Origin of the sequence: Shewanella sp. AC34-MNA-CIBAN-0136 (assembly GCF_040309945.1) — a bacterium.
Lineage (GTDB): Bacteria > Pseudomonadota > Gammaproteobacteria > Enterobacterales > Shewanellaceae > Shewanella.
This window is the reverse complement of the sequence record NZ_JBEOPJ010000049.1, coordinates 1-542: the sequence shown is the minus strand read 5'-3', so window position 1 is coordinate 542 and position 542 is coordinate 1. Positions and strand designations below refer to the sequence as shown.

The following is a 542-nucleotide window of genomic DNA, read 5'->3' as shown; positions in this document are numbered from 1 at the left end:
GGGGTGATTTCAATAGTTAATGTAGCGGTAACACCAGTATTGGTGGTGTAAGTAATAACAGGAACTGTACCGTTCCAGTTTTCATTCGGAGTGAAGGTATAAGAGCCATCTTCATTGATGATTAGCACACCACCCTCAAGCGTGACTTCAGTGCCTGCAGGATAGGTTTGGCCGTCAACTTCAAATGTCACCACGCTTAAATCTGAATCAACATCACCGTCGTTATCTAATACGTTACCCGTTGCTACACTGTCTTCAGCAACAGTATTGGTGTCGTTGACCAAAACGGACGCATCATCAACAGGGGTGATTTCAATAGTTAATGTAGCGGTAACACCAGTATTGGTGGTGTAAGTAATAACAGGAACTGTACCGTTCCAGTTTTCATTTGGAGTGAAGGTATAAGAGCCATCTTCATTGATGATCAGTACACCGCCATCTAGTGTGACTTCAGTGCCGGCAGGATAGGTTTGGCCGTCAACTTCAAATGTCACCACGCTTAAATCTGAATCAACATCACCGTCGTTATCTAATACGTTACC

General features: G+C 43.7%; 1 protein-coding gene. It reads right to left on the bottom strand.

Features of this window, described 5'->3' with window-relative positions; translation table 11 throughout:
- The coding region (locus tag AAEY94_RS20615) for a cadherin-like domain-containing protein (RefSeq protein WP_350979897.1) at positions 1-542 on the bottom strand (542 nt) is incomplete at both ends.